A 6848-nucleotide genomic window follows, 5' to 3' on the forward strand; every position below is an offset into this window, starting at 1 on the left:
CTTCATCCAGCGACCCTGACGGGACTTGAACCCGCGACCTCCGCCGTGACAGGGCGGCGCGCTAACCAACTGCGCTACAGGGCCATGATGTATTAAGTTGTGGGCGGTAGTTAGTGACCCCAACGGGATTCGAACCCGTGCTGCCGCCGTGAAAGGGCGGTGTCCTAGGCCGCTAAACGATGGGGCCGAAGCGATTTCCCGCTTGCTACCGAGATGAAATACTACGTGGAGTTCGCGGTGCGGTGCAAATCGGGGCCGAAGTTCACGGTATCCCTGGCGTGTCGCCTCCGTGAACGGGCCCGGAACCGCAGGCGGCGGGCCCGTACGGCCGACGGCCGGCGGGCACGTCTCGCCCGACGGTGTCAGCCGCCGAGTGCCCGCTGCACCCGGGCCAACGAGATGTTCTCGTGCACGAAGACGCCCGAGCTGGTGCGCTGCTCGAAGTGGTAGCCGATGCGACCCTGCGACAGCAGCCCGATGAGGTGCGGTTCGCTCGCGTTCCACATCACCCACGTGGGTTGTCCCTGCGCGTTCGGCCCGAGGAACGTGATCTCGATGTCACGCGCTCCGATGCGCTGCATGCTGGGCATGAGTCGCTCAGTCGAAAGCGCGACGCTGCCCGTTCCCGTGTGCTGCATCTCACTCATAGCTCGATACTAGCGAAATGAGTCTGCCGACGATAGGACCCGAAAATCGCGGTGCCGCGCGACCCCTCGCACCGGAATCCTGCAGGACTCCTCGCCAGGGATCGCGCCGCGCACCGCCGCGCCGTCCGCGCTGTGCGCGGCCTACGCGCCTGCGATGAACGCCGACATGACGCGGGCCAGCCCGTGCAGGTCGTCGACGTGCGCGAGCTCTCGCGCCGAATGCATCGACAGCAGCGGCACGCCCGCGTCGACCGTGCGGATGCCGATGCGCGTCGCGGTCAACGGGCCGATCGTCGACCCGCAGGGCACCGTGTTGTTCGACACGAACTTCTGCGAGGCGACCCCGGCCGCATCGCAGGCCCGCTGCCACAGCGCCGCGCCGTGCGCATCGGTCGCGTAGCGCTGGTTCGCGTTGATCTTCAGCATGGGCCCGCCGCCGGCGACCGGCCGCACGTGCGGGTCGTGCTTCTCGGCGTAGTTCGGGTGCACCGAATGCCCCGCGTCGGCCGAGATGCACCACGAGTCGGCCATCGCCCGCGCCGCCTCGTCGGCGGTCGCACCGAGACCGGCGCGCAGCCGGCGCAGCACGTCCTCGAGAAACGGCCCGCAGGCGCCCGAGCGGCTGTTCGAGCCGAGCTCTTCGTGATCGAAGGCGGCGAGCATCGAGACGGTGCCGTCTGCGGGCTCCGTCGCGAGCAGCGCCACGAGGCTCGCGACGACCGAGCTGAGGTTGTCGAGCCGCGGCGAAGCGTAGAGCTCGCTCGTCGCGCCGATGCGCGCGGGCGGCTGCGTGTCGTGCGTACGCACGTCCATGCCGGCGATGTCGGCGGCCTGCACGTCGGCGGCCGCCGCCAAGAGGCCGAGCAGCGTCGGCGCATCGGGGCCGTCGACCCCGATGACGGGCTGCGTCTGCCGCTGCCGGTCGAGCGCGAGCCCGGTATTGGCCTCGCGGTCGAGGTGGATGGCGAGCTGCGGAATGCGTGCGACGGCCCCCGTGCGCACGAGGTGCTCGTCGCCGCTCGAGGTGACGATGCGGCCCGCGAACTCGAGGTCGCGGTCGAGCCACGACGTCATCAGCGGCCCGCCGTAGATCTCGACGCCGACCTGGCTCCAGCCCTGCGCCGTGAAATCGGCCTGCGGTTTCACGGCGAAGCCGGGCGAATCGGTGTGGCTGCCCATGATGCGCACCGGGCTCGCCGGCCCCACCGAGGCGCCCGCGCGCCACGCGATGAGGGCGCCGTCGCGGCAGACGAAGCCGAGCGAGCCGCCTTCGAGGGCCGCCCACTCCTCCGACTCGTCGTGCCGCACGAACCCGGCGTTCTCGAGCGCCGCCGTGAGCGCCGCGACCGCGTGGTACGACGACGGCGCGTCGGCGATGAAGCTCGAGAGGTAGTCGATGTAGGCGTCGCGCTCCTTCAGCAGGTTCTGCGGCGCACGGGGCGAGCGGCTGCGGCGCGAGCGACGCGACGCGGCCTGCGAGGCTGCGGCGTTCATTCCGCGGTCTCGGCGCTCACGCCGCCGTCTGCCGCTTCGGGCGCCTCGAAGCCGTCGACGAACTCGGCGAGCAGGCGCGCGCCGAAGCCGGTCGACCCGACCGAGCGCCACAGGTCGTCGTTCTCGGCCTGCATGGTGCCGGCGATGTCGAGGTGGCCCCACGGGGTACCGTCGACGAACTCGTTCAGGAACAGCGCGGCGAGGATCGCCCCCGCGTACTGCCCGCCGATGTTCGACAGATCGGCCACGTTCGACTTCAGCTGATCCATGTAGCGGTGATCGAGCGGGAAGCGCCAGATGTTCTCATCGGTCGCGTCGGCTGCGAGCTGCAGCTGCTCGGCGATGCGGTCGTTGTTCGCGAGCATCACCGCGGTGCGGGTGCCGAGCGCGGCCATCGCTGCGCCGGTGAGGGTGGCGATGTCGACGATCGCGTCGGGGCGGCGGCCCGCGACCGACTCGTCCTCGGTGGCGAGCACGAGGCCGTCGGCCATGACGAGGCGGCCCTCGGCGTCGGTGTTCTTCACTTCGACGGTCTTGCCGCCGCGAATCGTGAGCACGTCGCCGAGCTTCGTCGCGCTGCCCGAGGGCATGTTGTCGGTGCACATGAGCCAGCCGGTGACCGCGGTGCTCGCACCGAGGTCGCGCAGCGCCGTCATCGACGAGAAGACGGCGGCCGCGCCCATCATGTCGAACTTCATCGCCGCGTGCATCGCGTTCGACGGCTTCAGGCTGATGCCGCCCGAGTCGTACATGATGCCCTTGCCGATGAGAGCGAGGTGCCCCTCGGGGTCGGCGGGGCGGTACGAGACCTTGATCATGCGCGGCTCTTCGACGCTGCCGGCGTTCACACCGAGGAGCCCCCCGGTGCCGAGCTCAGTCAGCGCCTCGTGATCGAACACCTCGACGTCGAGCCCGAACTCGGGCGCGAGCTGCTCGATGACCTCGGCGAATTTCACGGCGCTGAGGTGGCGCGGCGGGGTGTTCGCGAGGTCGCGCGCGATCGTGGCGGTGCGGGTGAGAATCAGGGCGCGTTCGACGCCGAACGCCGCCGCATCGTGCTCGCCCTCGCCGAGCTGCAGCTCGAGCTCGTCGAGCGCGACGGTCTTCGGGTCGTTCTTCAGCGCGTCGTAGCGGTACCGGGCGAGCACCGCGCCCTCGATGACGGCCTGCACGGCCACATCGGCGTCCCACTCCTCGGCGCCGCTATCACCGCCGGCGATGAGGTCGCGCAGGTCGATGCCGATGGTGCCGGCCTCGCGCGCGGCGCGGCTCACGGCAGCCGCGGCGTCGCGCAGCTGCGCGTCCGTCTCGACGCCGTTCGCGCCGGTGCCGACGAGCACGCGCATCGGCGCTCCGGGCAGCACGAAGGTCTGGTTCTTGGCACCGGTGAAGCCGGCCGCGGCGAGCGCCTCACGGCTGAGCGACGCGTCGCTCAGCGCTGCGGGCAGGTCGCCCTCGGCGGCGACGAATACCGCGATCGCTGCGGCCGAACTCGGCGGTTCGGCCGAGACGCTCACTCGCGGCGAGTGCTGCAGAGAAGGGACAGGATCGAATGCGGGATCAATCACAACGCTCATGCGCTCCACACTACCGTCGGCCCCCGACAACACGTCGGGCCGGTTCGTGAATTCGGCACGGGCGCACCAATACTTCGGCCCTCACCCGTATTTCGGAGCAGAATCGACGAATCGATCCGAAATACGGGTGAGGGCCGAAATTCGGGCGGGGCGGCGCGCAGCAGGGCCCGGGGCCGGCCGCTGGCAGCCGCAGGGCCAGGGATCCCTGGCCGAATGCCCTAGGAGGCGTACGCCCCGACGAGGCGCACGGCGCCGCCGTCGACGCCCTTCGCGCCCTGCTCGAAGCCCTCGAAATCGCGGGCGGACATCGACACGGTGCCGGCGACCCACACGTCGAGCTTCTCGGCGGTGAGGGCCGCGGCCACCTGCGGGGCACGGTCTGCCGCGACGACGGCGAACATGCCGACGCCGAGGTTCCAGGCGCCCTCGAGCGACTCGAGCGAGTGCCCGCCGAGGTCGGCGAGGTGACGGAAGACGGGCAGCGGCGACCAGCTCGAACGATCGACCTCGACCCATGCCCCCTGGGGCAGCACCCGGGCGAGGTTCGCGGCGATGCCGCCGCCGGTCACGTGGCTGAGCGAGTGGATCGCGCCGTCGGTCGCCGGGTCCTCGAGCACGCGCAGCAGCGGCGTCGTGTAGAGCGCGGTCGGGGTGAGCAGCGCCTCGCCGTACGAGGCGCCGAGATCGGCGGCGTGGTCGGTGTACGACACCCCGCGCTCGGCGAGGATGTGGCGCACGAGCGAGAAGCCGTTCGAGTGCAGCCCCGAGGCACCCATCGCGAGCACGACGTCGCCGTCTTGCACGAGCGACGGCTGCAGCAGCTTGTCGGCCTCGACGACGCCCGTCGCGGCGCCCGCGACGTCGTAGTCGTCGGGCCCGAGCAGGCCCGGGTGCTCGGCGGTCTCGCCGCCGACGAGCGCGGTGCCCGTGGCCTCGCAGGCCTCGGCGATGCCGCGCACGATATCGGCGATGCGCTGCGGCACGACCTTGCCGCAGGCGATGTAGTCGGTCATGACGAGCGGCTTCGCGCCCACCACGACGATGTCGTCGACGACCATCGCCACGAGATCCTGGCCGATAGTGTCGTGCTTGTCCATCGCCTGGGCGATGGCGACCTTCGTGCCGACGCCGTCGGTCGACGAGGCGAGCAGCGGCCGCTGGTACTGCAGCAGCGCCGAAGCGTCGAACATGCCGGCGAAGCCGCCGACGCCGCCGAGCACCTCGGGGCCGTGCGTGCGCGTCACGGCCGACTTCATCAGTTCGACGGCGAGGTCTCCGGCAGCGGTATCCACTCCGGACTGGGCATAGATCGACGAGTTCTCGGTCACCCCAACATCGTACCGTGCCTGGGGATTGATCCCTGCCGCATATGCGACACTAGACGTTACGCCAGTTCGGCGCTCACCCCATTCCACAGGGAGCGAACAACACAGCATGTGCGGCATCGTCGGAATCGTCTCATCCGAACCCGTCAACCAGCAGATCTACGACAGCCTGTTGCTCCTGCAGCACCGCGGTCAAGACTCGACGGGAATCGCCACGCTCGACGGCGACTTCTTCCACATGGTGAAGACGAAGGGGCAGGTGCGCGAGGCGTACCGCACCCGCGACATGCGCAGCCTGCTCGGCAACGTCGGGCTGGGCCACGTGCGCTATGCGACCAAGGGGTCGGCGGCCACCGAGGAGGAGGCGCAGCCCTTCTACGTCGGTGCGCCCTACGGCATCATCCTCGTGCACAACGGCAACCTCACGAACACGCGCGAGCTGACCGCCGAGCTCTACAACGTCGACCGCCGCCACCTCAACACGCACTCCGACACCGAGCTGCTCTTGAACGTGCTCGCGAACGAGCTGCAGGCGGGTATCACCGGCATCACCCTCGACGCCGACCAGGTGTTCAGCGCCGTCGAGCGCGTGCACGAGCGCGTCGAGGGGTCGTACGCGGCCATCGCGCTCATCGCCGGCTACGGCCTGCTCGCCTTCCGCGACCCGAACGGCATCCGTCCTCTCGTACTCGGCCGCCGCACGGGCGCGACCGGCTCCGACGAGTGGGTCGTCGCCTCCGAGTCGCTCGTGCTCGAATCCGGCGGCTATGAAGTCGTGCGCGACGTCGAGCCCGGCGAGGCGATCCTCATCTCGCCCGACGGGACGATGCAGTCGCGCCAGTGCGCCGCGCAGTCGCGCCTCGCGCCATGCGCGTTCGAATACATCTACCTCGCCCGCCCCGACTCGGTGCTCGACGGCATCTCGGTCTACGAGGCCCGCCTGCGCCTCGGAGACGTGCTGGCCGAAGAGATCGCCGAGCAGCTCGAGGGCGTCGACATCGACGTCGTTATGCCGATCCCCGATTCGGGCCGCCCCAGCGCGATGCAGCTCGCGCAGCGCCTCGGCGCCAACTACCGCGAGGGCTTTTTCAAGAACCGCTACGTCGGCCGCACCTTCATCATGCCCGGACAGTCGGTGCGCAAGAAGAGCGTGCGCCAGAAGCTCAACGCCATGAGCTCGGAGTTCAAGGGCAAGAACGTGCTGCTCGTCGACGACTCGATCGTGCGCGGCACGACCTCGCGCGAGATCGTCGAGATGGCGCGCAGCGCGGGCGCGAAGTCGGTCATCTTCGCGTCGGCGGCACCGCCGGTGCTCTACCCGAACGTGTACGGCATCAACATGCCGTCGACCGGCGAGCTCATCGCGCACGGCCGCACTCCGGCCGAGATCGCCGAGGCGATCAGCGCCGACCACCTCGTCTACCTGAGCGTCGACGGCATGAACCGCGCCATTCTCGAGGGGCAGACCCGCGTCACCGAGCTCGAGCAGAGCTGCTTCACGGGCGAGTACATCGCCGGCGACATCGACGCCGAGTACCTCGCGTGGGTCGAGGCGACGCAGGAGAGCTGACGCTCACCCTCCTTTCGCCCTCCCCTCCGCGCCCGCTTCACCTCCCTCACGGCGACAATGGGTCGCGAATTGGGGTCGTCCACGATCGACACCCCCAATTCGCGACCCTTTGTCGTGCGGGCGGGGCCGGGGGGCAGGCGGGGCCGGGGGCAGACAGGGCCGGCATCTCTCCAGGGATCAACGACAGTGGGCGCCGCACGTTTCCGTGTGTGAAAGTCACCACCGATCTCGAGCA

General features: G+C 69.9%; 5 protein-coding genes and 2 tRNA genes. 1 reads left to right on the plus strand and 6 read right to left on the minus strand.

Annotated elements, in window-relative coordinates:
- Window positions 1-10 precede the first annotated feature (10 nt).
- The 6 genes from NHL51_RS13405 to purM all read right to left on the minus strand — a co-directional run bounded on the left by NHL51_RS13405 (window position 11) and on the right by purM (window position 5046).
- Window positions 11-84, minus strand: a tRNA-Asp gene (locus NHL51_RS13405).
- Window positions 85-114: 30 nt separating this feature from the next.
- Window positions 115-187 (minus strand) — tRNA-Glu (locus NHL51_RS13410).
- 175 nt (window positions 188-362) lie between these two features.
- Window positions 363-647 carry a hypothetical protein gene (locus NHL51_RS13415; RefSeq protein WP_434144541.1) on the minus strand — a complete coding sequence of 95 codons (285 nt, stop codon included), beginning with the start codon at window positions 645-647 and terminating at the stop codon, window positions 363-365.
- Window positions 648-788: 141 nt separating this feature from the next.
- Window positions 789-2141 (minus strand): M18 family aminopeptidase, encoded by a 1353-nt coding sequence (locus NHL51_RS13420; RefSeq protein WP_434144543.1) that lies wholly within the window; start codon window positions 2139-2141, stop codon window positions 789-791.
- Entirely contained in the window at window positions 2138-3718 is a 1581-nt protein-coding gene (locus NHL51_RS13425; protein ID WP_434144545.1) for a leucyl aminopeptidase family protein, read from the minus strand. Before NHL51_RS13425 ends, NHL51_RS13420 begins: the two co-directional genes overlap by 4 nt.
- 218 nt (window positions 3719-3936) lie before the next feature.
- Complete coding sequence (gene purM / locus NHL51_RS13430) at window positions 3937-5046, minus strand: phosphoribosylformylglycinamidine cyclo-ligase (protein WP_434144546.1); 1110 nt, start codon at window positions 5044-5046, stop codon at window positions 3937-3939.
- Window positions 5047-5152: 106 nt separating this feature from the next.
- Here purM and purF point away from each other — a divergent pair, with 106 nt between their 5' ends.
- A complete protein-coding gene (purF, locus tag NHL51_RS13435) occupies window positions 5153-6613 on the plus strand; it encodes an amidophosphoribosyltransferase (protein WP_434144548.1) in 1461 nt (486 codons plus the stop codon).
- The last annotated feature ends 235 nt before the right edge of the window (window positions 6614-6848 follow it).

Origin of the sequence: Leucobacter sp. gxy201 (assembly GCF_051043335.1) — a bacterium.
GTDB lineage: Bacteria > Actinomycetota > Actinomycetes > Actinomycetales > Microbacteriaceae > Leucobacter.